18 protein-coding genes and 1 pseudogene are annotated in these 23,345 nt (G+C 65.4%); 10 read left to right on the top strand and 9 right to left on the bottom strand.

All coding sequences use genetic code 11. The features are described from left to right. The first annotated feature begins 174 nt into the window (after positions 1–174). Both VGR99_RS23820 and VGR99_RS23815 read left to right on the top strand, forming a co-directional pair. Positions 175–1,092 carry an SDR family NAD(P)-dependent oxidoreductase gene (locus tag VGR99_RS23820; RefSeq protein WP_326901868.1) on the top strand — a complete coding sequence of 306 codons (918 nt, stop codon included), beginning with the start codon at positions 175–177 and terminating at the stop codon, positions 1,090–1,092. Beyond that, entirely contained in the window at positions 1,089–2,306 is a 1,218-nt protein-coding gene (locus tag VGR99_RS23815) for a TIGR03862 family flavoprotein (protein WP_326902428.1), read from the top strand. The genes VGR99_RS23820 and VGR99_RS23815 overlap by 4 nt, the downstream gene beginning before the upstream one ends. A gap of 85 nt (positions 2,307–2,391) precedes the next feature. On the opposite strand, the gene VGR99_RS23810 is transcribed toward VGR99_RS23815, so the two are convergent. The 3 genes from VGR99_RS23810 to VGR99_RS23800 all read right to left on the bottom strand — a co-directional run bounded on the left by VGR99_RS23810 (position 2,392) and on the right by VGR99_RS23800 (position 5,897). After that, positions 2,392–3,471, bottom strand: a complete 1,080-nt coding sequence (locus tag VGR99_RS23810; protein WP_326901867.1) for a D-TA family PLP-dependent enzyme — start codon at positions 3,469–3,471, stop codon at positions 2,392–2,394. A gap of 108 nt (positions 3,472–3,579) precedes the next feature. Then, complete coding sequence (locus VGR99_RS23805) at positions 3,580–5,391, bottom strand: ABC-F family ATP-binding cassette domain-containing protein (protein ID WP_326901866.1); 1,812 nt, start codon at positions 5,389–5,391, stop codon at positions 3,580–3,582. A 2-nt stretch (positions 5,392–5,393) separates the two neighbouring features. Then, positions 5,394–5,897: a YaiI/YqxD family protein gene (locus tag VGR99_RS23800; protein WP_326901865.1), complete on the bottom strand. Its 504-nt coding sequence runs from the start codon at positions 5,895–5,897 to the stop codon at positions 5,394–5,396. Between the two features lie 119 nt (positions 5,898–6,016). Here VGR99_RS23800 and VGR99_RS23795 point away from each other — a divergent pair, with 119 nt between their 5' ends. Beyond that, positions 6,017–6,817, top strand: coding sequence for a hypothetical protein (locus VGR99_RS23795; protein ID WP_326901864.1), 801 nt, complete (start codon positions 6,017–6,019; stop codon positions 6,815–6,817). Continuing rightward, a complete protein-coding gene (locus tag VGR99_RS23790; RefSeq protein WP_326901863.1) occupies positions 6,818–8,260 on the top strand; it encodes a DUF5107 domain-containing protein in 1,443 nt (480 codons plus the stop codon). It abuts the gene before it with no gap. A gap of 54 nt (positions 8,261–8,314) precedes the next feature. Here VGR99_RS23790 and VGR99_RS23785 read toward each other — a convergent pair whose 3' ends face one another. Further along, positions 8,315–10,687, bottom strand: coding sequence for a xanthine dehydrogenase family protein molybdopterin-binding subunit (locus VGR99_RS23785; protein ID WP_326901861.1), 2,373 nt, complete (start codon positions 10,685–10,687; stop codon positions 8,315–8,317). A gap of 209 nt (positions 10,688–10,896) precedes the next feature. Here VGR99_RS23785 and VGR99_RS23780 point away from each other — a divergent pair, with 209 nt between their 5' ends. The 3 genes from VGR99_RS23780 to VGR99_RS23770 all read left to right on the top strand — a co-directional run bounded on the left by VGR99_RS23780 (position 10,897) and on the right by VGR99_RS23770 (position 14,625). Further along, on the top strand, positions 10,897–11,967 hold the full coding sequence (locus tag VGR99_RS23780) for a Ppx/GppA phosphatase family protein (protein WP_326901860.1): 1,071 nt from the start codon (positions 10,897–10,899) through the stop codon (positions 11,965–11,967). Position 11,968: 1 nt separating this feature from the next. Beyond that, positions 11,969–12,661 carry an RlmE family RNA methyltransferase gene (locus VGR99_RS23775; RefSeq protein WP_326901859.1) on the top strand — a complete coding sequence of 231 codons (693 nt, stop codon included), beginning with the start codon at positions 11,969–11,971 and terminating at the stop codon, positions 12,659–12,661. 116 nt (positions 12,662–12,777) lie between these two features. Next, positions 12,778–14,625: a hypothetical protein gene (locus tag VGR99_RS23770; RefSeq protein ID WP_326901858.1), complete on the top strand. Its 1,848-nt coding sequence runs from the start codon at positions 12,778–12,780 to the stop codon at positions 14,623–14,625. Between the two features lie 97 nt (positions 14,626–14,722). On the opposite strand, the gene VGR99_RS23765 is transcribed toward VGR99_RS23770, so the two are convergent. Then, positions 14,723–16,213, bottom strand: coding sequence for an MFS transporter (locus VGR99_RS23765; protein ID WP_326901856.1), 1,491 nt, complete (start codon positions 16,211–16,213; stop codon positions 14,723–14,725). A gap of 418 nt (positions 16,214–16,631) precedes the next feature. Between VGR99_RS23765 and guaB the strand changes: the two genes are divergently transcribed. From guaB to VGR99_RS23750, 3 genes and pseudogenes are all read left to right on the top strand, one after another. Further along, positions 16,632–18,122: an IMP dehydrogenase gene (gene guaB, locus VGR99_RS23760; RefSeq protein ID WP_326901855.1), complete on the top strand. Its 1,491-nt coding sequence runs from the start codon at positions 16,632–16,634 to the stop codon at positions 18,120–18,122. Between the two features lie 266 nt (positions 18,123–18,388). Next, positions 18,389–19,398: pseudogene (locus tag VGR99_RS23755) on the top strand (NADP-dependent oxidoreductase). A gap of 184 nt (positions 19,399–19,582) precedes the next feature. Continuing rightward, positions 19,583–19,939 carry a hypothetical protein gene (locus VGR99_RS23750; protein ID WP_326901854.1) on the top strand — a complete coding sequence of 119 codons (357 nt, stop codon included), beginning with the start codon at positions 19,583–19,585 and terminating at the stop codon, positions 19,937–19,939. Between the two features lie 9 nt (positions 19,940–19,948). Here VGR99_RS23750 and VGR99_RS23745 read toward each other — a convergent pair whose 3' ends face one another. From VGR99_RS23745 to VGR99_RS23730, 4 genes are read right to left on the bottom strand one after another with little or no spacing between them, the layout of a single operon-like run. After that, positions 19,949–21,013, bottom strand: coding sequence for a LacI family DNA-binding transcriptional regulator (locus VGR99_RS23745; RefSeq protein ID WP_326901853.1), 1,065 nt, complete (start codon positions 21,011–21,013; stop codon positions 19,949–19,951). Between the two features lie 40 nt (positions 21,014–21,053). After that, entirely contained in the window at positions 21,054–22,085 is a 1,032-nt protein-coding gene (locus VGR99_RS23740) for a succinylglutamate desuccinylase/aspartoacylase family protein (protein WP_326901852.1), read from the bottom strand. A 59-nt stretch (positions 22,086–22,144) separates the two neighbouring features. After that, a complete protein-coding gene (locus VGR99_RS23735; protein WP_018645782.1) occupies positions 22,145–22,489 on the bottom strand; it encodes a RidA family protein in 345 nt (114 codons plus the stop codon). A gap of 57 nt (positions 22,490–22,546) precedes the next feature. Further along, the gene (locus VGR99_RS23730) at positions 22,547–23,344 is read right to left on the bottom strand and encodes a transporter substrate-binding domain-containing protein (protein ID WP_326901849.1); all 798 of its coding nucleotides are present in this window, start codon (positions 23,342–23,344) and stop codon (positions 22,547–22,549) included. Position 23,345 lies beyond the last annotated feature (1 nt).

Genomic DNA, 23,345 nt, shown 5'->3' with positions numbered 1-23,345 from the left:
TGTCCAAATCGCGATCTCACCCTCTTCCCCTGCGGGAAAGGGTGGCTTCGCGGAGCGAAGCCGGGTGAGGGGTCTCTCTCCGCGAGCTCCGCTGTTGATAGATACCCCTCATCCGGCGCTTGCGCGCCACCTTCTCCCGCACGGGGAGAAGGAAGAAGAAGCAGGAACTGCATCATGGCAATCAGGTTCGACGGACGCGTCGCCATCGTCACCGGCGCGGGCAATGGCCTCGGCAAGGCGCATGCGCTGGGGCTCGCCAGCCGCGGCGCAAAAGTCGTCGTCAACGATTTCGGCGGCGCGCGCGACGGCACCGGCGGCTCGCTCTCGCCGGCGGAAGCCGTGGTCGAGGAGATCCGCAAAGCCGGCGGCACGGCGATGGCCGACGGTGCCGACGTCTCGAACTTCGAGCAGGTCACCGCCATGGTCGAGCGCGCGACCAAGGAGTGGGGCAGCGTCGATCTGATGTGCGCCAATGCCGGCATCCTGCGCGACAAATCGTTCGGCAAGATGGAAGCGGCCGATTTCCAGAAGGTGCTCGACGTGCATCTCGTCGGCACCTTCTATTGCTGCAAGGCGGCCTGGGCCGGCATGCGCGATCGCAATTACGGCCGCATCGTGCTGACGACCTCGTCCTCCGGCCTCTACGGCAATTTCGGCCAGGCCAATTACGGCGCGGCGAAATCCGGCATGGTCGGCCTGATGAACGTGCTCGCCGAGGAAGGCCGCAAGACCAACATCCGCGTCAACATCATCTCGCCGACGGCGGCAACCCGCATGACCGAGGAGCTGCTGCCGCCGCAGGCGCTGCAGTTGATGAAGCCGAACGCGATCACGCCCGCGGTCGAGTACATGCTGAGCGAGGACGCGCCGACCCGCACCATCATGGGTGCCGGTGCAGGATCGTTCGCGGTCATCAAGATCCTGGAGAGCGAAGGCATCAACCTGCCGGAAGCCGAATGGACCCCGGACGCAATCGCCGCGCATTTCGCCGAGATCAGCGACATGTCGAAGGCCAGGGCGTTGCAGGGTGCGTTCGAGCAGACGCAGAAGTACGTCGCGCAGGCTGCGGCACGGGCGGGGATCAAGCTCTGACTGAGGTCGCCGTCATTGGTGCCGGTCCCGCCGGCTTGATGGCGGCGGAGGTGCTGGCGCAGGGCGGCGCCCGCGTCACCGTCTACGACGCCATGCCGTCCGCAGGCCGAAAATTCCTGATGGCCGGCCGGGGCGGGCTCAATCTCACCCACAGCGAGCAGCTGCCGGATTTCCTCACCCGCTACCGCGAGGCGATGCCGCATCTGCGCGCCGCGGTCGAGGCGTTTTCGCCCGACGCGCTGCGCGACTGGAGCGCAGGCCTGGGACAAATCACCTTCGTCGGCAGCAGCGGGCGGGTGTTTCCAAAGACGTTCAAGGCCTCGCCCTTGCTGCGCGCCTGGCTGCGGCGGCTCGATGCATCAGGCGTGCAATTCGCCCTTCGGCATCGCTGGACCGGCTGGGACGCCGAGGGGCGGCTCCAATTTCAAACCCCTGATGGACCGCTTGCCATCGCCGCCGGCGCAGCCGTGCTCGCGCTGGGTGGCGCGAGCTGGCCGCGGCTCGGCTCGGATGGCGCGTGGGTCGATTGTCTCGCCGCGAAGGGCGTTGCTATCTCGACGCTTCGGCCCGCGAACTCGGGCTTCACAGTCGCCTGGTCCGACGTCTTCCGGGATCGTTTCGAGGGCCAGCCGCTCAAGGGCGTGGCGCTGACGGTTGGCGCACACACGATCCGCGGCGAGGCGATGATCACCCGCAGCGGCATCGAGGGCGGCGCGATCTACGCGCTGTCGGCGGAGCTGCGCGAAGCGGTGCTGGGTTTGGGGCAGGCGACGCTGACCATCGCCTTGCGGCCGGATCTCACCACCGAGGCGCTGACCACGCGCCTGTCGGGCACGCGCGGCAAGCAGTCGCTGGCGAATTTCCTGCGCAAGGCCGCGCAATTGTCGCCGGTCGGCATCGGCCTGATGCAGGAGGCGGCCATCGCATCCGGCCGGTCGCTGGCGGCGCTCTCGCCGGCGGAGCTGGCGCATCTGGTGAATGCGATTCCGGTTCAGCTTACGGGAGTAGCCCCGATCGAGCGCGCGATCTCGACCGCGGGGGGGATCGCCTTCGCCGAGCTCGACGAGAACTTCATGCTGCGCAAATGGCCCGGCGTGTTCGCCGCCGGTGAGATGCTGGACTGGGAAGCGCCGACCGGCGGCTATCTGCTGCAGGCCTCGTTTGCGACGGGCGCTGCCGCGGGCAGGGGCGTGCTGGAGTGGTTGAACTTGTAGGATGGGTAGAGCGAAGCGAAACCCATCGTTCAAGCCCGCGCAAGTTTCGATGGGTTTCGCGAAGCGAAACCCATCCTACGTGGCCCTACCGCAGCTTCCCGCGCGCCGCCACCGGCAGCGTGCCGATGATCTCCTCGCCGCGGACCATCACGACCTCGTCCATCATGTTGACGACGACGCAGACGTGGTTCGGCACGATGCGGACGACGTCGCCGACGTTCGGCCGCGTGTTGCTGCGGGAGAGGTCGAGGAAGCCGTGCTCCTCGGCGAATTTCGCGATCTTGGCTTCGGGATGCTCCAGGATCAGGCCGTGGCCGTCGAGGCCGCCGGTATCCGTCGTCAGCGTCTTCGAGCCGGCATCGAGAATGCCGCGCTCGGGCGCGGCGCGGCTGACCACGGTCGAATAGATGTGCAGTGCGCAATCGTCCCAGGTCGCCGAGCCGGCAGCGACCTGCATGCGGTCGTTGTAGATGTAGGTGCCGAAGCGATGTTCGGTGCCGCCCTTGAGCTTGCCGATATTGACGAGGTTGGGTGTGCCGCCGGTCGAGACGATCTTTGCGTCCAGCCCGTGTGCGCGCACGCCGGCCAGCGCCTCGTCGAAGAACTTCTGCGCATCGCCCCAGCCGGTTTCGGTCGGGTAGAGCATGAAGCCGGCAAACTCCAGCCCCTTGGATCCCGCGATCTCCCGCGCCAGCGCGATCGCTTCCGCCGGCGTCTCGACGCCCGCGCGCTTGCGGCCCGTGTCGCATTCGACGACGACCGCGAGCGGGCGGCCCGACGCCGCGGCGGCCTTTGGCAGGCCGGCAACGACGGTCGAATTGTCGGCGGCGACCGTCATCCTGGTCTTGGCATTCAGCGCGCCGAGACGCGCCATCTTTTCCTCGCCCAGAAGATTGTAGCTGATCAGGATGTCGTCGATGCCGGCATTCGCCATGATCTCGGCCTCGCCGATCTTTTGGCAGGTGATGCCCTTGGCGCCGGCCGCGACCTGCATCTTGGCGATGGTCGGGTTCTTGTGCGTCTTGATGTGCGGGCGATTGGCAACGCCGGCATCATCACAGGCCTTCTGGATGCGCGCGATGTTGCGCTCGACCCTGTCCATGTCGATGACGGCGCAGGGCGTGCCGTATTCACGGGCGATTTTGGCGGCGAGGGGAGTGGTCATTGGCTCTCTCTATTTTTGGCCCCGTAGGATGGGTAGAGCGAAGCGAAACCCATCAGGACCAATTCCCGTTACGCGATGGGTTTCGCTTCGCTCTACCCATCCTGCGATCTATGCTTGTTCTATCTCTTCTCTGAGCATTTCAAGTTCGAGCCAGCGCTCTTCGGCGGCGGACAGGTCTTCATGCGCCTTGGCGATGGCGGCTGACGTGTCGTCGAATGTCTTGCGATCCTTCGCATAGAGATTGGGATCGTCGAGCACGCGCTGCAGCTTGGCAATGTCGGCCTGCAGCGTTTCCATCTTTGTCGGCAGCGTTTCCAGCGCGTGCTTCTCGTTGAAGCTCAGCTTGCGCTTGGGCGCGGAGGCGGGCGCGGCAGCGCGCTCCTCTTTCTTCTCCGCAACCGGTTGTGCCTTCGCGGTCTCGCGCTTCAGGTCCGCACCGCGCTGCGCCAGCATGTCGCTGTAGCCGCCGGCATATTCGATCCACTTGCCGTTGCCCTCAGGCGCGATCACGGAGGTGACGACGCGGTCGAGGAAGTCGCGGTCGTGGCTGATCAGGATGACCGTGCCCTCGTAGTCGCCAAGCATCTCCTCGAGCACGTCGAGCGTTTCCAGGTCGAGGTCGTTGGTCGGCTCGTCCAGCACCAGCAGGTTCGAGGGCTTGGCCAGCGCGCGGGCCAGCATCAGCCGGCCACGCTCGCCGCCCGAGAGCACCTCTACGGGCGTGCCGCGCTGCTCCTGGGCGAACAGGAAGTCCTTCATGTAGCCGACGACATGCTTGGGCTTGCCGCCGACCATGATCTGGTCGCCACGGCCGCCGGTCAGTGCCTCGGCCAGCGTCGACTTGGGATCGAGGCTCTCGCGGTGCTGGTCGAGCGTGGCCGTCTCCAGATTGGCCCCTAACCGCACGATCCCGGAATCCGGCTGCGCGCCGCCGGTGAGCAGATTGACCAGCGTGGTCTTGCCGGCGCCGTTCGGGCCGATGATGCCGAGCCGGTCGCCACGCTGGATCCGGGTCGAAAAGTTCTCGACGATCTTGCGCTCGCCATAGGCCTTGGTGATGCCCTTCGCCTCGATCACCAGCTTGCCGGATTGCTCGGCTTCCGCTGCGGCGAGCGAGGCGCTGCCGGCGGTGCCGCGATAGTTGCGGCGCTGGTCGCGCAGGGTGTGCAGATTGGCGAGCCGCTTGACGTTGCGCTTGCGCCGGCCGGAGACGCCGTGGCGCAGCCAGTGCTCCTCGTCCACGATCTTGCGGTCGAGCTTGTGCTGGTCGCGCTCTTCCTCGGCCAGCACCTCGTCGCGCCAACCCTCGAACGAGGCAAAGCCGCGGTCGATCTGCTTGATCTTGCCGCGGTCGAGCCATGCGGCGGCGCGCGAGAGATTGGTGAGGAAGCGGCGGTCATGGCTGATGATCACCAGCGCGCTGCGGCGGCTGTCGAGTTCCTGTTCCAGCCATTCGATGGTGGCGAGATCGAGATGGTTGGTCGGCTCATCCAGCAGCAAAATGTCGGGCGAGGGCGCGAGCACATAGGCCAGCGCCGCGCGGCGGGCCTCGCCGCCGGAGAGGTTATGCGGGTCCTCATCGCCGGTGAGGCCGAGCTGCTCCAGCAGATAACGGGCCTGATGCTGGTCGTCGCCAGGGGCGAGCCCGGACTCGACGTAAGCGAGCGTGGTCTTGTGGTCGCCGAAATCCGGCTCCTGTGGCAGATAGCGGACGGTGGCGCCGGGCTGCACGAAGCGCGTGCCGCCGTCGGGCTCGACCAGCCCGGCCGCGATCTTCAGCAGCGTCGACTTGCCCGAGCCGTTGCGGCCGATCAGGCAGACGCGCTCGGATGGCGCAACGTTGAGCTCGACACCCGACAGCAGCGGCGTGCCGCCGAAGGTGAGCTTGATGTCTTTCAGTTGGATCAGCGGGGGCGCCATGATCAGCCTTGACTCAAATTCTGGCTCGTAGCGGCCTGGTCGGCGCGGCGGCGCTGGATCCGGCGCAGCGTCTGGTCGAGCGCCGAGAGGAAGGCAGAGCGGTCGCGCGGTGCGAACGAACGTGGGCCACCGGTGACTTCACCCGCCGAGCGCAGATCCGTCATCAGATTCCGGACCGCCAGCGTCATCCCGATGGACTCCTCGGTGAACGGTTTTCCGTTCGGCGCGATCACGTCGGCGCCCGCCTTGACGCAGCGGCTCGCCAGCGGAATGTCGGAGGTGATGACGACGTCGCCCGGCTTGGCCCGTTCGGCAATCCAGTCGTCGGCCGCGTCCATGCCGCTGCCTGCGGCAATGCGCTCGATCAGGGGATCTTGGGGCACGCGGATGAAGTTGCCGGCGACGACGCTCACGGGCACGCCGTGCCGGAGCGCCACACGGTAAATCTCGTCCTTCACCGGGCAGGCGTCGGCGTCGATATAGATGCGGGTGGGGGTGTCAGTCATTCGCCGCGTGGTACCCCATTCGGGCCCCAAAGGCGAGGGGATTGACCGGTGTTCCCGGGGGCCTACGATTACCCCCGAAACGACAAGAATACAGGCAAGAAACTTAGGGAAGATGACCCATGCCGAACCGGCTCGAAACCTGGCGCGTCGAGGCCTACAACACCGCCAAACAGTCCGAAAACAAGATGCATGACGACACGGTGGCGCGCCGCTTCGGCTTTTCCGGCGGGCTGGTCCCGGGCGTCGACGTCTTCGCCTACATGATGCACGTGCCGGTGGCGCGCTGGGGCCGCGATTTCCTGTCGCGCGGGCTGGTCGAGGCCCGCTTCATCAAGCCGGTCTATGACGGCGAGACCGCCGATGTCGACGCGACCGAGCACAACGGCCTGCTGACGATCGAGGTCTTCAGCCGCACCGAGCTTTGCGCCACCGGAACGGCCTCGCTGCCGGCGGCAGTTCCGGCGGTGTCGCTGAGCGACTATGTCGAGGTCGCGGCGGTTGCCGAGCGCAAGCCGGTCAGTCCCGCGACGTTCGAAACGGGCAAATGGCTCGGCACAACGCCGCGCCGCTGGGCCGGGCAGGATGCCACCGATTATCTCGCTGACATCAGGGAGACCGATCCGGTTTTCGCGCGCGAGGGGCTCGGCCACCCCGGGCTGATCCAGCGCGTCATGAACCGCGTGCTGGTGGACAATACGATTCTGGGCCCGTGGATCCATGTCGGCAGCCGCATGCAGCTTTTGTCCGCCGCGCGCGCCGGCGACGAGATCACGGCGCAGGCCAAGGTCACCGCGAATTACGAGAAGAAGGGCCACCGTTTCGTCGAGCTCGACGCACTCGTCGTCGCCAACGGCACGACGCCGATTGCGCACTGCCAGCACACCGCGATCTACCAGCCGCGCGAGCAGGCGGCGGCCTGAATGCCAGTCGAGGTCTCCTTGCGTGCCCTCTTTTGCTTCGGAATAGCGCTCCTTTTGTCGCTCCATGCGCTTTGCGGCGTGCATGCCGCCGCACTGATGCCCGATAGCGTGTCGCTCAGCGAGCAGACGACGACGTGGAGCACCGTCAAGTTCGCCGTCGATGCGGAGAATGGCTTTGTCAGCGGATCGCTCGACAAGAGCATGATCGTCGAACACCGTTTCAAATCCTATGTGCTTGAGAATCGATATCTGAAGGTAACGCTCGTGCCCGAATTCGGAGGGCGTATTCTATCCATGGTCTACAAGCCGACTGGCCACGAGCAGCTTTATCGAACGGAAGTCGGAGTGCCTTACGGCATGAAGACCGGAAATTTCTACTACGACTGGCTGATGGTGTACGGCGGAATCTTCCCAACGTTCCCGGATGCCGAGCATGGCAAGACGTGGCTGAAGCCGTGGGCTCTCCGGGTGGTGAAGGAGGGCGCCGACGAAGTCACGGTCGTGATGTCGTTCCAGGATGACTTCGACTATTCCGCGCGGCCCAGCAAGTTCAGGGCCGCGACCGGCATCGCGGCGAGCTACTACGTTACGCTGAAGGCCGATCGTGCCGCACTCGATGCGCGCGTGGTGCTGAAGAATCCGAACGACGAGGCTGTCCAATACGAGTACTGGACGTGCACGACACTCGCTCCGGGGTCGGAGCCTAGAAATCCCAGGGCAACGGGCGGCGCCGAAATCATCGCGCCGATCCGAACTTATACGACGCCGGCCTGGTCGACCCGTCTGGCAGACGGCGACGAGAGCGCCGGTATGGGCACGCGGCGCTTCGAAAACCTGCGCTACTTCAAGAACTGGCCAACGATGGGCATCGCCTATGCCGCACCGGATATGCAGGGCGGGAATTTCTGGGGCGTCATCAATCATGACAACGCAGAAGGCATTATTCGCATTGCGGACAATACCCTCACGCGGGGCTTGAAAATGTGGACGTGGGGGTTTCCGTCGCTCACCGGCGAAACCGACGCCCGCAAGGATCCAAACGAGTGGCGGCCTTATGTCGAATTATGGGCGGGTGTGTCAGACCAGTTCTTCCACCCTGCCGACTTTCCCGCACGCAGTGAGGTGTCGATTCCGGAAACCTACAGCCCGACCGTCGGCATGAGCAACGTGACCCATGCGAACGAGAAAATCCTGATCAATTTCTCGGCCGAGGCGTCTCGCGCCGTTGTCGAGTTCTTCAGCATCGAACCGGCCATCCCGTTGCTTGTCACGTTGAAACAGGGTGACACAGCTCTGTTCAGCGGGGTCGTGAGCGCCGATCCGAACAACGGAAATCGCATTTCGGCAGCAATTGCCGACGGCCGCAGCGGGGAAAAAATACGGCTAACGATCGCGACAACGGAGGGACAAGAGTTGATCGCCGCCGAAACGGCGATCAAGTGACCCCTGTCGAAACGCCAGTCGAAGCCCCGGCGTTGTCGCGGTCGCGGAACTTCCCTAGGCCGCGTTGCCCTTGGCATCCTGGATGGCGCGCCACACGCGCTCCGGGGTTAAGGGCATGTCGATGTGCTTGATGCCGTAGTCCGACAACGCATCGACCACCGCGTTCACCACCGTCGACAGGCTGCCGGCGCAGCCGGCTTCGCCGCAGCCCTTGCTGCCGAGCGGGTTGGTTGTGGCGGGCACGGGGTGATCGCCGACCTCCATGAAAGGCACGTCGCCGGCGCGGGGCAGGGCGTAGTCCATCAGCGAGCCGGTGATCGGCTGGCCGCTTTCGTCGTAGCGGACGTGCTCCATCAGCGCCTGGCCGATGCCCTGGACGACGCCGCCATGGAGCTGGCCCGCGACCAGCATCGGGTTGATCACCGTGCCGAAATCGTTGACTGCGCTGTAGCGCACGATCTGCACCACGCCGGTGTCGGGATCGATCTCCACTTCAGCGACGTGACAGCCGTTCGGGAAGGCCGAGGCGACCGGTTCGCTGGTGTGATCGACATCGAGGCTGTCGGGCACGCCCTCCGGCATCTTGCCGTCATGCAGCTTCTTGGCCAGCTCCATGATGTCGATGCTGCGATCGGTGCCGGCGATGGTAAAGCTGCCGTCGGCGAACTCGATGTCGGCCTCGGACGCCTCCAGCATGTGCGCGGCGGCGCGCTTGCCCTTTTCGATCACGAGCTTCGAGGCTCCGACGATGGCTTGACCGCTCGCAGTGATTGAGCGCGAGCCGCCGGTGCCGTTGCCGGTGTGGACGATATCGCTGTCGCCCTGAACCAGCTTCACGCTCTCGAAGGGCACACCGAGCTGCTGGCACAGCACCTGCGCGAACGGGGTGGCATGGCCCTGGCCATAATCGAGCGTGCCGGTGATGAGCTGCACGGTGCCGTCAGGATCGAACACGATCTTGCCGAGTTCGACGCTCGGCGGCGCCGTGACCTCGAGATAGGAGCCGACCGCAATGCCGCGCAGCTTGCCGATCTTCTTGCTATCCTTCTTGCGCTTGGCAAAGTTCTCGTGGTCGGAGATTTCGAGCGCTTTGTTGAACACGGCCTGGAAGTCGCCGCTGTCATAGGTGACGCCGGAGGAGGCCGCGAACGGGATCTGGTTCGGCTTGATGAAGTTGCGCTTGCGCAAGGTCAGGCGGTTGATGCCCATCTCGTCGGCGGCGCGGTCGATCAGCCGCTCCATGTAGTAGTTCGCCTCGGGCCGGCCCGCGCCGCGATAGGCGCCCATCAGCGTGGTGTTGGTCAGCACCGTCTTGATGTCCACGCCCATCAGCGGCGTGCGGTAGACGCTGGAAAAGTTCTTGCCGGTGTTGAGCGAGAGCGGCCCCGGCGCAACGCCGGTGATGTAGGCGCCGAGATTGCCGTAGCCGGAGAGCTTCGCCGCGAGGAAGTGCCCCTCGGCGTCGAGCGCGAGCTCGGCATGGATCTTCTGCGCGCGGCCATGGCTGTCGGAGAGGAAGCTGGTCGAGCGCTCGTCCAGCCACTTCACCGGTTTCCCCAATTCCTTCGCCGCGTACAGGATGCACATGTATTCGGGATAGTTGACGTTCTTCATGCCGAAGGAGCCGCCGACATTGCCGGTGAGAATGCGCACCTTCTCGTTCGGCACCTTCAGGTTCTTGGCGAGGTTGGCGCGGTTGCCCGCGACGCCCTGCGTCGGCATCTGGATGGTGTAGCGCTCGGTCTTCTTGTCGTAGGAGGCGAGCCCGACGCGCGGCTCCATCGAGACCACGGCAACGCGGGTGTTCTCGATGTCGATCTTCGTGACATGGGCGGCGCCGGCGAAGGCGGAGTTGACCTTGTCCATGTCGCCGTAATGGTAGTCGAGCGCGACGTTGTTGGGGATGTGGTCGTAGAGCTGCGGCGCGCCGGGCTTGGCGGCTTCCTCGGGATCGGTCACGGCGGGCAGGGGCTCGATGTCGAGCTCGACCGCCTCGGCCGCATCGCGCGCCTGGGCCAGCGTCTCGGCGACCACGAAGGCGACGGGATCGCCGACGAAGCGGACCTTGTCGGTCGCGAGCGGCTGGCGGTTGGTCTGGAGCAGGGGCGAGCCGTCGCGGTTCTTCAGCGGCAGACCGCAGGTGAAGGGGCCGTAGCCGGCAGCATCGAGGTCCTTTCCGGTCCACACCCCCAGCACGCCCGGCATCGCCCTGGCGGCATCGGTGCCGATGCCGCGGATCACGCCATGGGCGTGGGTGGAGCGGACGATCACGGCATAGGCCTGGCCGGGCAGGTTGAAATCGTCGGTATAGCGGCCCTTGCCGCGCACCAGCGTGTCGTCTTCCTTACGGCGGACCGGCTGCCCGACGCCGTATTTTTGCAGTGCAATAGCGTTTTCGAGCGTGGAGGATTTGGTGTGTTCTTGCATGGAAATGACCTGAAAAGCCGGCATTTGCGCATTTTCGCGGCAGCGGGGGACCGGACCCCGTTCAGATAACCCGCCCCCGCGTTCACGACAACGCACGAATGGGCATGGTCCCATGTGATGCGATGTTGCGCATACCCGCCGCGCTGCTAATGTTTCAGGCGAAAAATCCATTCCAGACCGGCCCGACCGGCCGCGGAAAGACAATTTGTATGAATGACCACACGCGGCTCCGCGACGGCCATGCGCCGCACGGCGAGCTGGAGGGGTCGATGGCGGCGGTGGCGTTTGCCCCCGAACCGGCCGTCCCCGCGCAAGCGGGAACCGGCGTCTATGCGGCGCTGGACCTCGGCACCAACAATTGCAGGCTGTTGATCGCCTGTCCGACCAGCGATGGCTTTCGCGTGGTCGATTCCTTCTCGCGCATCATCCGGCTGGGCGAGGGCGTCTCGGCGACGGGGAACATCAGCGAGGCCGCGATCGAGCGCGCCATCGCCGCGCTCAGCATCTGCCGCGACAAGATCAATCTGCGCAAGGCGCGGCGGCTGCGGCTGATCGCGACCGAGGCCTGCCGCGCTGCGTCGAACGCCGAAGGTTTCCGCAGCCGCGTCGCCGCCGAGACCGGGATCGAGCTCGAGGTGATCGACCGCGAGACCGAGGCTTCGCTCGCTGTGCTCGGCTGCTCGCCGCTGGTCGACCCCAGGGGCAGGGGCGCGATCCTGTTCGACATCGGCGGCGGCTCGACCGAATTGGTGCGGATCGAGCGCGATCCGGAAAATCCGGAGCCGCGCATCAAGGCCTGGATGTCGATCCCGTACGGTGTGGTCACGCTCGCCGAGCAGTTCGGCGGCCGCGACGTCACGCCGGAGATCTATGCCGCGATGGAGCAGGAGGTCGCCAGTCATGTCGCGCCGTTCGCGCAGGAGCATGGCCGCGACCTCGCGGACATGCATCTGCTCGGCACGTCAGGCACGGTGACGACGCTCGCCGGCATCCATCTCAATCTGGCGCGCTACGACCGCCGCCGCATCGACAGCATCTGGATGAATGATTCCGACATCACCGCGACCATCAACAAGCTGCTCGGCATGAGCTACGAGGACCGCGCCAACAACAACTGCATCAGCATCGAGCGCGCCGACCTCGTGCTGGCCGGCTGCGCCATCCTCGATGCGATCAGGCGCGCCTTCCCGCTGCCGCGCCTGCGCGTCGCCGACCGGGGCCTGCGCGAGGGCATGCTGGTCGAGATGATGCGCGAGGACGGCGCGCTCAGGAGCTGGTGAGATGGCGAAAGACACCACCGGCCGCTTGCACGTCCAGGTCAAGACCGGCGGCAAGCGCAAGCTGTCGTCGAAGCTGTGGCTGGAGCGGCAGCTCAACGATCCCTATGTCGCCAAGGCCAAGGCGGCGGGCTACCGCTCGCGCGCCGCGTTCAAGCTGCTTGAGATCGACGACAAGTTTCGTCTTTTGAAGCCCGGCATGGCCGTGGTCGACCTTGGCGCCGCCCCCGGCGGCTGGAGCCAGATCGCAGCAAAACGCGTCGGCTCCACGGAAGGCAAGGGCAAGGTGGTCGCGATCGATCTCCTGGAGATGCCTGAAATTCCCGGCGTCGATTTCGCGCAGCTCGACTTCATGGATAACAATGCGCCGGACAAGCTGACCGCGATGCTCGGCGGCGGCGCCGATATCGTGATGTCCGACATGGCCGCCAACACCACCGGCCACCGCAAGACCGACCAACTTCGCATCGTCGGCCTCGTCGAGACCGCGGCCGCGTTTGCCTGCGACGTGCTCAAGCCCGGCGGCACGTTCCTGGCAAAAACGTTCCAGAGCGGCGCCGATGCCGATCTGCTCGCCCAGCTCAAGCGCGACTTCGCAACGGTGCGCCATGTGAAGCCGGCGGCGAGCCGGCAGGATTCGTCGGAGCGCTACGTGCTCGCGACAGGGTTTCGGGGTGGGCAGCCGGACACGAACTGACGTGTCACTCTCGCACTAACATAACATTCACATTGATAACATCTTGAGCTGGTAGATCCTTCACTTGCAATTCAAGCGGGTGAGATCAGTCCATGCAGTGCCTATGTCGTCAGCGCTTGCGCGTTTGCAAGCATCGCCTTGTTTTTGTCTCGGCGTCCTTCCTGGCCTTTGCGTCGCTCGGCCTCGGTTCGGCCACGACGTCGCGTGCAGACACGTCGATCGTTGTCAGCACGCAGACGCCCTACAATATCGGTCTCAGCGGCAACGACGATCTCGGTGATCTCAAGAAGATCTACCAGAGCGCCAACAGCCCGTCCGAACAGGCGTTCGACCAGTTCAACCAGATCATCACCGATACCGGGATGAAGCGGACGCGCCTGCTGCTCAGCGATGTCTATTGCGACGTCGATCAGACCGGGGATGTGTTCGGCTACACTATGGATGGCGTCTTCCATCCGGGCGACTGCCAGCCTCTGGGGTGGCATCTTGACTGGGCCCTGAATCGCGGGCTCTCGCCTCACGTGGCTGTCGGGGCCTTCATGCCGCCGCGCCTGGTGCAATACGGCCCTGGCGAGAGTTGGGCTGCGAACGGACCGGCTCCGGCACTTTTCCAGAAATATGCTGACGCTCTCGTGCGCTATATCGCGAAGAAGTCGTTCGACGGCGGGGCGCCATCCGTCATCTTCGAGGTCAGCAACGAGGTTGATATCGCCGATACGGCCCCGGAGAACTGGAGCGACACCAATCCGTCCGCCTATACGCTCAAGCCGTTGGGATCATGGGGCCGTTGGCTGTGGTGGATGGACCCGGCCAAATATGTCCTCAAACAGTGGCCCCCGCTGCAATCCCACACGATGTCCAATGCCGACGACCCGACCTTGTCTTATCCCTATCAGCTCGATGCGCGCCGTCTGCCCAGGCAGCTCTTGCCGGTTCAGAAGGTCTTCTCACAGGCGATCGTGAACATCAGAAACGAACTCGCCGCCAACCCGAACTATAACGGCAAGACGCTGGAAATGGCCGGGCCGGCCCTGGTTGGACTGAGCTTCAACTATTATCCGGCGGAGAATCTTCCGACCTTGGAGGAAGTCTTTCTCGACCAGACCTTCAATCCGCTGGCAGACACCTACCTGTCAAAATTCAACTCGCGGCTCGATCGCTTCTCGTTCCACTATTATGGCTCGACGGACGGTACCGCGGGTTTCGCGTTCTTCGACAACCTGGTCGACACGGTCAAGGCCAAGCTGAACGCGCTGAAGACGAACAATGCCAACATGCCCGACGTGAAGCTGTTCCTGTCGGAATGGGGCCCTACGGCCTATGAGGCGACTGACGTCAACTACTCGCACAAGGGGGCAGCCTGGACGGCGGCTTTCCTGCTCGAAGCGGTGAAGAAGAAGATCTCGATGGGATCGTACCTCATCATCGGCGACGGCCAGGGCGATCCGAACATCGCGCCCTACACGGGACAGGCCAGCCTGCTGCATAAGGTGCCGCACGGCGATAATCCGGCCGACTACTATCCGAAGCCGGTCGCGAACCTCTTCAAGATGTACAACAAGATGTCCGGCCAGCGCGTGCAGGCTGCTCTGACCGGCGGATCCGGCTCCCACCTCAATGCGTTCGCGACATGGGACAGCAGCAGCTCCACCGCCAACATCATGCTGTACAATTACGATGCGACGCGCGTCTTCGGTACCAACACGACGGCCGAGACGCCGGAGGCGTTCTCGCTCGACGTCGACAATCTGCCTTTCGTCAACGGGTCGGTGACGGTGGAGCGCTACCTGATCGATGCGACGCACAGCAATCTGGCGCTCTTCCTGGTTGATGCGAACCATTCGTCCGAGCTGCAGAAGACCACGCTGGCGGGCACCGTCATCAACGGAAAGCTCACTCTGTCCGACACGCTGGGTCTGGGCGTTTCGCTCTACCGGGTGTTGCCGTCGGTCGTCGGGCCCTAAAGCATGATCCGGAAAAGTGCGCAGCGGTTTTCCGAAAGGATCATGCGCAAACAACAACCTAAAGCGCGATGACGATTCATCCTGATCTCATCGCGCTTTAGCCGAGCCGCTGGTCCCGCACGTCCTGCGTATCCTCGGTCGCCGCCTTCACGGCGGCCTTGGCCGCGCCCTTGCCGGCGCCCTTGCGGCTGGCGATCTCCACCGCCTTGCGGCCGGAAATCTCGTGGCCGGCATCGGCGGGCATCTGCCAGAAGAACCAGCTCGAGGCCGCCGAGGTCAGCGCCACCACGACGAAGGCGGGCATGAACACGGCGGCATTGAGCTCGCTGACATGGCTGAGCCACATCGTCGTTTCCACCGAGGCCGCGCCGACGGCAACGCCGGCCGAGACCGCGAGCTGCTGGTTGACGCTGACGAGCGTGGTGGCGCGGCTCATCTGCGGCGTCTCGACCTCGGCATAGGCGACCGTGTTGATCGCGGTGAACTCGAGCGAGCGGAAGAATCCGCCGACCACCAGGATCACCATGATGATCAGCAGTGGCGTCGTCACCGTGAACAGCGCGCAGACGCCGAGGAAAAACGCGCTGACGATCGCGTTCACCGTCATCAGATTGCGGAAGCCGAAGGCGCGGATCAGGCGCGCGGCCAGCGTCTTCATGCCCATGGCGCCGAGCGAGGAGGCGAAGGTGACGAGGCCGGAATGGAACGGCGACAGGCCGAATCCGATCTGCATCAGGAGCGGCAGCAGGAACGGCAGCGCGCCGATGCCGAGACGGAACAGGAAGCCGCCGAGGATCGCCGCGCGCAGCGTCGGAAGCTGCATGAGCGAAAAGTCCAGCACCGGCGATCCCGTGCGCCGCGCGTGCAGGACGTACAGCGTCATCGAAATCGCGCCGCCGACGACCAGCGCCGCAACCGTGCCCCAGGGCAGCAAATTGAGACCGGCGACCGAAAGGCCGAAAGCGATGCCGGCAAGCCCGATGCCCGCGAGCACCATGCCGTAGAGATCGAACGGCTCCTGCGTCTCGCTCTTGATGGGATCGATGTACTTCAAGGCCATGAAGATGCCGAGCAGCCCGATCGGGATGTTGATCAGGAAGATCCAGTGCCACGACGCGTAAGTTGTGATGAAGCCGCCGAGTGGCGGTCCGATCACCGGTCCTATGAGGGCTGGGATCGTCACCCAGGCCATGGCGTTGACCAGCGCGCTCTTGTCGACCGAGCGGAGCAGCACGAGGCGCCCGACCGGCGTCATCATGGCGCCGCCCATGCCCTGCAGGATGCGCGCGAACACGAAATCGGTCACCGAGGTCGAGAGCGCGCAGCCGACCGATCCGACCATGAACACGCCGACCGCGATCGCGAACACCATTCGCGCGCCGAACCGGTCGGCGGTCCAGCCGCTCGCCGGGATGAACACCGCGAGCGACAGCAGGTAGGAGGTGATCGCGAGCTTCAGCGTCAGCGGGCTGGTACCGATGTCGGCCGCGATCGCCGGCAGCGAGGTGGCGATCACCGTCGAGTCCATGTTCTCCATGAAGAGAGCAGTGGCCACGATCAGCGGAATGACGCGTTGCTTGTCGACCATGACGGATTGGTAATGAAAATCAGAAGGAAGGGTGGACTTGCGGCTTATCACCGTCGCCTTGTGCGGACCATTGCGGATCAACGCATAGCACCTAAATCCTGCGTAACAACGGTGTGACCCTCACTTCAAGGTTGCGCCCAATGGCGGGACACGTCGTTCGGCTCTCTTCTCGGGGGCAAGTCACTTGGCGCGCGCCCCGGAATGACTGTTCGGACGGGCTATCCACGCCGAATTTACTTAAAAAGCCTGTGCATGGCTGGCCAGCGGGCCGAATTGCTTTGATTCGTCACGCGGGCATGCTATCGACCCGCGTCAACCCCACTGATGGGCTCCGATTCGACGGCGATGCCGCAAGGTACGCCGAGGGCGGCGCTCATCCATTGCTATTTGCGGCAGGGCCGCAGGAAGGAGTTGGCACATGGCCACGGTGCAACAAGGCATTCGCGAAGCCTTTACGTTCGACGACGTGCTGTTGAAGCCGGGCCTGTCGGATGTGATGCCGGGCGAGGTCGACATCCGGTCCCGCGTCACCCGCGCCATCCCGCTCAATATCCCGATCATGGCCTCCGCCATGGACACCGTCACCGAAGCCCGCATGGCGATCGCCATGGCGCAGGCCGGCGGTCTCGGCGTCATCCATCGCAATTTCGATCCCGAAGGGCAGGCCGCCCAGGTGCGGCAGGTCAAGCGCTACGAGTCGGGCATGGTGGTGAACCCGCTCACCATCAGCCCTGATGCGACGCTCGATGACGCGCTCAAGCTGATGAGCGACCACGGCATCTCCGGCATTCCCGTCGTCACCGGCGCCGGCAAGAATACGCCCGGCAAGCTGGTCGGTATCCTCACCAACCGCGACGTGCGCTTTGCCACCGACCGCCGGCAAAAAGTCTCCGAGCTGATGACGCATGAAGGTCTCGTCACGGTGCGCGAGAATGTCAGCCAGGACGAAGCGCGGCGCATGCTCCACCAGCATCGCATCGAGAAGCTGCTGGTGGTCGACGACCAATATCGCTGCGTCGGCCTCATCACCGTCAAGGACATGGAGAAGGCGGTCGCCCATCCGCTGGCTTGCAAGGACGCCCAGGGCCGCCTGCGCGTCGCCGCGGCCACCACGGTCGGCGACACCGGCTTCGAGCGCACCGAGCGGCTGATCGATGCCGGCGTCGATCTTGTCGTCGTCGACACCGCGCACGGCCATTCCCGCCACGTGCTGCACGCCGTGAACCGCATTAAGCGTCTGTCCAACTCGGTGCAGGTCGTCGCCGGCAACGTTGCCACCACCGATGGCGCGCAGGCGCTGATCGATGCGGGCGCGGACTGCATCAAGGTCGGCATCGGTCCGGGCTCGATCTGCACCACGCGCATCGTCGCCGGCGTTGGCGTTCCCCAGCTCACCGCGATCATGGATGCGGTGGAAGCCGCGAAGAAGTCCGACATCCCCGTCATCGCCGACGGCGGCATCAAGTTCTCCGGCGACCTCGCCAAGGCGCTGGCCGCCGGTGCCGACATCGCCATGGTCGGCTCACTGCTCGCCGGCACCGACGAGACACCGGGCGAAGTCTTCCTGTGGCAGGGCCGTTCCTACAAGGCCTATCGCGGCATGGGCTCGGTCGGCGCAATGGCGCGCGGATCGGCCGACCGCTACTTCCAGCAGGACATCAAGGACACGCTCAAGCTCGTGCCTGAAGGCATCGAGGGCCAGGTGCCCTATAAGGGCCCGGTCGGCAACGTCATGCACCAGCTCGCCGGTGGCCTCCGCGCCGCGATGGGCTATGTCGGAGCCAAGGATATGAAGGACCTGCACGACAAGGCCCAGTTCGTCCGCATCACCGGCGCCGGCCTGCGCGAAAGCCACGTCCACGACGTGACCATCACGCGCGAAGCCCCGAACTATCCGGGCGGGGGTTAGTCTTCGGTCGCGCCTCTAGCAGCGCTCTCGTGCCCCGGACGCGGCGCAGCACCTCTTCGGTGATGCGCTGCAGAGCCGGGGCCCATCTCGCCGAGCGTGCAAGCCGCGTGGGTCCCGGCTCTGCGCAGCAACGTTTCACGTTGCAGCGCGTCCGGGACACGAGAGGCGCGGCGCGTCCGCGACCATCCACACCACCGCTTTTGTATTGACGCGCCTCGCTCGCTCAGCTTCCGTTCACGCCGAAACAAAATTCGGAGGAAGCCATCATGTCCCAAGCCAAGCGCATCGTGCTCGCCGCGCGTCCCGTCGGCGAACCAAAACCGTCTGATTTTCGCCTGGGCCGACGCCCGGCGCGGGCGAGGTGCTGCTGCGCACGATCTGGCTGTCGCTCGATCCCTACATGCGCGGCCGCATGAGCGACGGGCCGTCCTACGCCGCGCCGGTGCCGATCGACGGCGTGATGGAGGGCGAGGCGGTCAGCGAGATCGTGGCCTCCAACAATCCCGATTTCGCGGTCGGCGACATCGTCCGCGCACGAACCGGCTGGCAGACCAACGCGATCTCGAACGGCAAGGGTCTGATCAAGGTCGATCCCAAGCTCGGTCCGATCTCCACCTCGATCGGCGTGCTCGGCATGCCAGGCATGACCGCCTATACGGGCCTGCTCGACATCGGCAAGCCACAGGAAGGCGAGACCGTCGTCGTCGCCGGCGCTTCCGGTGCGGTCGGCTCGGCCGTCGGCCAGATCGCGAAGATCAAGGGCGCACGTGCCATCGGCATCGCCGGCGGCAAGGACAAGTGCGACTACGTCGTGAAGGAGCTCGGCTTCGATGCCTGCATCGATCACCGCGATCCCGATCTCGCCGCGAAGCTGAAGGATGCCTGCCCGAAGGGGATCGACGTCTATTTCGAGAATGTCGGCGGCGCGGTGTTCGAGGCGGTGTTCCCGCTGCTCAATCCATTCGCGCGCGTGCCGGTCTGCGGCCTGATCGCCCATTACAACGACACCGAGGCCAAGCCGCCGAAGTGGGCGGGCGCCATGATGCGCGCGACGCTGACCAAGCGGCTCACCTTCCGCGGCTTCATCGTCTCCGACTTCGCCAGCCGCCACGGCGACTTCCTGCGCGACATGTCCGCTTGGGTCCGCGACGGCAGGGTGAAGTACAAGGAGTTCGTCACCGAGGGTCTGGAAAGCGCGCCCGGCGCCTTCATGGGCCTGCTGAAAGGGGCCAATTTCGGCAAGCAATTGGTTCGGGTAAGCCCCGACAAGGCGTAGCGGCAAGGCCTGGTTGCAAGGTCTGGATGACCCACCGTTGCACGGGCGTCACAGGCCGGACATCGATGGTTAACAAAGTGTCACCGACGGGCCACACCTGCCCGCAAAAGCCGCAGGTGTGACCCTCGGTTCATTGACGGGCCGGCGAAGGCATTGAATCATCGCGCATATTTTAGGTGTCGTGATGTTAGAGATTGGTATTTTCTGCGTAATTCTCCTGGCCGCCGGCTATTGGGCCACCATGTTCGTCATGGGCCGCCATGACGACGTCATCCATGGCAAGTTCGTGCATAGCGAGGAGGAGGGGGATTTCGCTCAAGGCCCGATGCCGGCGCCACGGCCTCCGTTCCCGAAGCGTCCGGTCAAGGTTGCGCCGCCCGCGAGCGTCCAGGCCGTCAGTGCGCCGAGCGCCAGTGTGCAGCCCGCCAGTGTCCAGCCTGCGTTCCCTGAGGCCAAGCCCTTGAACAGCGCGCCCGTGAACAGCGCGGCGCTGCAGTCGCTGCTGGCGGCGATCCAGCAGGATCTCAAGAGCGTCGCGTAAGCGGCAAACTCAGACGCTGCCGCGCTCGATCAGCGACAATTCGACTGCAAGCTGCTGCGCGGCTGCCGGCGCGCCGGAGAGCCGTGTCAGCAGCAATTCGCCCGCGATGCGTCCCACCGCCGCCGCGTCGAACGAGATGGTGGTGAGGCCGGGCGTGATCTGGTCGGCGACGTCGTTGTCGCCGAAGCCGAGCACGGCGAGGTCGCGCGGCACCGACAGGCCGCGGGCGCGGGCCTCGATCAGCGCGCCGGTCGCGAGCAGATCGTTGGCACAGAACACGGCATCGACGTCGCCGCCGCGCGCGAGCAGGGCGGTGAAGGCGGCGCGGCCGTCGACCAGCCCCGTGATCTCGCCGACGCCGATCTCGTGGACGATCTCGAGGCCGAGCTCGGCGGCCGCCTTGCGAAAGCCGTCGCGGCGCAGCGCGCCACGGCCGCTGCTGCGGCCGACGAAGGCGACGCGGCGATGTCCGGCCTCGGCCAGCCTCCGCGCCGCCATCGCACCGGCATCCGCATTGGGCAGGCCGACCAGCATGTCGATGGGATCGCGCGGAAACGCCCAGGTCTCGATCACGGGAATGCCGAGCTCGGCAAGCGCCGCGCGGTTCTCCTCCAGCTCGATCACGCCGGTGAACAGCACCGCTGCGGGGCGGATGCCGCGCAGCGACTGGATCATCGCGACCTCCTTGGCATAGGAGTAGGAGGTCTGGCCGACCAGCACCTCAAAGCCCTCCGGCTCCAGCGTCGCGGCGAAGCTGCGCACCGCGAGGCCAAACTGCTGGCTGAGGATGTTGGAGACGAAGGCGACGACGACGTTGGACCGGCCCGAGCGCAGCGCGCGCGCATGCGGGTTGGAGGCGTAGCCGGTCGCCTCGATCACTTCGAGGATGCGCTCGCGGGTCTCGCGATTGACCTTCTCGGGGTGACGCAGCACCCGCGACACCGTGATCGGCGCAACGCCGGCGCGTTCCGCCACCTCCTCGATGCGCGGCGGCCGTCCCGTCGCGCTCGCGCGTCCGGGCGGCGCCGGAATCCGCACCACATCGTCATAGCCTGGCTTTGCCGGATCGGTCATCGAATCCTGATCGGTGATGCGAGACGAAGGCTAATCGAACTCAGCCCGTCGTCAAAACCTCCTCGCGCTTCAAGGCACGGCCGACCTGGACCAGGCAATCGCCGCTCTGGCTGTCGGTGTGCAGGCGCTGCGAGATCACGATGCCGTCGGCGGGGAAGCGCAGCACCTCTTCGGCGAGTTCCGGGCGCTCGAAGTCGTGGTACCAGCCGGCGATGTCGCCGGCCGTAACGCGCGCGCCGACCATGACCGCAGGCTCGAACCAGCCGCGCCGCGTCGCGAATACCGCCTGCGCGTGGCTTTGCAATGCCAGCAGCTCGGTGGCGCGCTCGACCGGCGCATGTGGCCCCAGCACGGGCGCCTGGACGATGCCGAGCGCGAGCAGCAGCCGATCGACGGCGCGCGCGGTCAGCGCCATGGTCTGCGGCGTGACGGTGCCGCCGCCGCCGAATTCGCCCGACAGGCCGATGGCACCGGCGCGTGCGGCCGCGGCCATCGAGGTCGGCGCAGTCGCACCGTTCTCGGCGACGAAGGCGAAGGGCATCCCGAGCCCCTCCATCAGGCGCAGCGCGTGGCCGAACATTTCTGGCGGGCCCTGCCGCTCGATCAGCGCGCAGGGCAGATGCGCCATCGAGGTGCCGCCGGAATGTAGGTCGAACACGACGTCGTGCCGCGGAAACAGCTCGTGCTCGAGGAAATGCGCGAGGCGGAACGTCGGCGTGCCCGCGGCATCGCCCGGGAAGGCGCGGTTGAGATTGCCTTCGTCGAGCGGCGAGCGGCGGCGGGCCGCCATCACGGCAGGCAGGTTGGCAAAGGGAAGAATGGTGACCTCGCCCTTGATGGCCCTGGCATCGAGCAGGCGATAGAGCCGCGTCAGCGTGATCTCGCCCTCATATTCGTCGCCGTGATTGCCGGCCATCAGCAGCAGCTTGGGGCCTGCGCCGTTCTTGATCCGGAAGATCGGAATCTTGAGCTGGAAGTAGGGGGAGCGATCGATCGAGAAGGGAATGCCGAGATGGCCGGACCATTTCTGGTCCTTCTCGAAGTCGATGTCGTGAAACAGTCCGGTATGCATGGGAGGCCTCGTGGCCGCGTCGTCGCCGACGCCGGCCGCAGGTTGAAAGAAGGGGGCCGTCAGAGCAATGCGACCGCGGTCATCTCGACGCGCAGATCGGGATCGGCGAGGCGGGCTTCGACGCAGGCGCGCGCCGGCGGATTGGCCGGATCGATCCAGGCGTCGTAGACCGAGTTCATGGTGTCGAAATCGGTGATATGCGGAAGGAAGACGTTGACCGCGATCAGCTTGGAGCGGTCGGAGCCGGCCTCCTTCAGCAGGGCGTCGATCTTGGCGAGCACCTGCTGGGTCTGCGACACGATGCCGGCCTTGCGATCATCGGCCACCTGGCCGGCGATGTGCACCATGCCACCAGCGGCGACAGCCTGGCTCATGCGCGAGCCGACGACGTAACGTTTGATCATCTCGGAATTCTCCTCGTGAGGGCCGGCTCCCGCATGATGCGGGAACCGTGCGCGAGCTTACAGCGTCGGAAGCGTCTGCTCTTCCTTGAACCATTTCAGCTGCAGGGCGCCGAGCTTGCCGTTGAGCTTGTTGGTGAAGATGTCGGTGTTGATCCAGTTGAGCAGGTTCTGCTCGCCCTGGCGGACGCCGACATGGGCCGGCGACTGGCGGATCAGGAATTTCAGCTCGACCTCCTTGGTCGGGTTCTGGTCCTGCACCTTCAGCGCGATGGCGCTGTTCTCGGCGAAGGTGTCGGCTTGACCGGCGAGATAGGCGGCGATGGCGGCCGGCGTGTCCTCGAAACGCACCAGCTTCACCTTTGGCGCGTTGTCGGTGAGCCAGACGTCGAGCGTCGATCCCTTGGCGACCGCAACGCTGCGGCCGTCGAGATTGTCCGGCTTCTTGCCGGTGGCGGCAGGCAGCGATTTTGCGCCGTAGACGCCGAGATTCACCACGGCATAGGGCTGCGAGAACATCACCTGCTGGGCACGCTCGGGCGTAGCGCCGAGGCCCGCGATCAGGATGTCGATCTTGTCCGAGAGCAGGCTTGGGATACGCGCTGCGCCCGTCACCGGCACGAGCTCGAGCTTCACGCCCATGTCGGCGGCGATCAGCCTGGCGAGATCGGCATCCAAGCCGGCGATCTCACCCTTGTCGTCCTTGAAGCCCCACGGCGCGGCATCGGTCAAGAGGCCGACGCGCAGCTTGCCGGAGCCGAGCACGTCCTGCAGCTTGTCGGCTTGCGCGAGGCCGGGGGCGGCGATCACGGCGAGCGCGGTGGCTGCGATCGCAAAGAGGGACTTCAGTGGTCTCATG

Origin of the sequence: Bradyrhizobium sp. (assembly GCF_035935975.1) — a bacterium.
GTDB lineage: Bacteria > Pseudomonadota > Alphaproteobacteria > Rhizobiales > Xanthobacteraceae > Bradyrhizobium.
The sequence above is the reverse complement of the archived record's forward strand: the minus strand, read 5'-3'. Positions and strand labels throughout refer to the sequence as shown.

Excerpts from the sequence above, each read along its gene's own strand:
- VGR99_RS23820 (WP_326901868.1), top strand. The coding sequence starts at position 175 with ATGGCAATCAGGTTCGACGGACGCGTCGCCATCGTCACCGGCGCGGGC.
- VGR99_RS23810 (WP_326901867.1), bottom strand. The coding sequence starts at position 3,471 with ATGACCACTCCCCTCGCCGCCAAAATCGCCCGTGAATACGGCACGCCC.
- VGR99_RS23805 (WP_326901866.1), bottom strand. The coding sequence starts at position 5,391 with ATGGCGCCCCCGCTGATCCAACTGAAAGACATCAAGCTCACCTTCGGC.
- VGR99_RS23800 (WP_326901865.1), bottom strand. The coding sequence starts at position 5,897 with ATGACTGACACCCCCACCCGCATCTATATCGACGCCGACGCCTGCCCG.
- VGR99_RS23795 (WP_326901864.1), top strand. The coding sequence starts at position 6,017 with ATGCCGAACCGGCTCGAAACCTGGCGCGTCGAGGCCTACAACACCGCC.
- VGR99_RS23790 (WP_326901863.1), top strand. The coding sequence starts at position 6,818 with ATGCCAGTCGAGGTCTCCTTGCGTGCCCTCTTTTGCTTCGGAATAGCG.
- VGR99_RS23785 (WP_326901861.1), bottom strand. The coding sequence starts at position 10,687 with ATGCAAGAACACACCAAATCCTCCACGCTCGAAAACGCTATTGCACTG.
- VGR99_RS23780 (WP_326901860.1), top strand. The coding sequence starts at position 10,897 with ATGAATGACCACACGCGGCTCCGCGACGGCCATGCGCCGCACGGCGAG.
- VGR99_RS23775 (WP_326901859.1), top strand. The coding sequence starts at position 11,969 with ATGGCGAAAGACACCACCGGCCGCTTGCACGTCCAGGTCAAGACCGGC.
- VGR99_RS23765 (WP_326901856.1), bottom strand. The coding sequence starts at position 16,213 with ATGGTCGACAAGCAACGCGTCATTCCGCTGATCGTGGCCACTGCTCTC.
- guaB (WP_326901855.1), top strand. The coding sequence starts at position 16,632 with ATGGCCACGGTGCAACAAGGCATTCGCGAAGCCTTTACGTTCGACGAC.
- VGR99_RS23750 (WP_326901854.1), top strand. The coding sequence starts at position 19,583 with ATGTTAGAGATTGGTATTTTCTGCGTAATTCTCCTGGCCGCCGGCTAT.
- VGR99_RS23745 (WP_326901853.1), bottom strand. The coding sequence starts at position 21,013 with ATGACCGATCCGGCAAAGCCAGGCTATGACGATGTGGTGCGGATTCCG.
- VGR99_RS23740 (WP_326901852.1), bottom strand. The coding sequence starts at position 22,085 with ATGCATACCGGACTGTTTCACGACATCGACTTCGAGAAGGACCAGAAA.
- VGR99_RS23735 (WP_018645782.1), bottom strand. The coding sequence starts at position 22,489 with ATGATCAAACGTTACGTCGTCGGCTCGCGCATGAGCCAGGCTGTCGCC.
- VGR99_RS23730 (WP_326901849.1), bottom strand. The coding sequence starts at position 23,344 with ATGAGACCACTGAAGTCCCTCTTTGCGATCGCAGCCACCGCGCTCGCC.